Origin of the sequence: Arthrobacter sp. SIMBA_036 (assembly GCF_046535135.1) — a bacterium.
In the GTDB taxonomy this organism is placed as follows: Bacteria; Actinomycetota; Actinomycetes; order Actinomycetales; family Micrococcaceae; genus Arthrobacter.
Genome location: NZ_JAWRXG010000168.1, coordinates 1 through 273 on the forward strand (window position 1 = coordinate 1; position 273 = coordinate 273).

Sequence of the window (273 nt, forward strand, 5' to 3'; positions counted from 1 at the left end):
TGGCGTTTACTTCCGCTATTTGGCGCATGATTCGCAATAAGCAGGCGGTCGATTCTCAGGAAGCCGGGCAGAAACGGGCGACAAGCGCATGCCGGTCGCCAGGATAGGTAAAGCGCACGTGGGTCACCGGCCCGGCATTGCTCCAGGTCCGGCGCTCGATGACGAGGCAGGCCGCGCCGCGGGCAATATCCAGCGCGTCAGCAGCAGCATTGCCCGCAGACAACGCGTGGATCTTGTGCTCAGCCGTCGTCCACGGCACCTGCTTCAGCAGCC

The 273-nt window shown here is 63.7% G+C and carries 1 protein-coding gene; it reads right to left on the minus strand.

All coding sequences use genetic code 11. The features are described 5' to 3' along the window. Positions 1-55: 55 nt before the first annotated feature. On the minus strand, positions 56-273 hold a 218-nt coding region (locus SB659_RS19520; RefSeq protein ID WP_410551599.1), incomplete at its 5' end, for a UTRA domain-containing protein.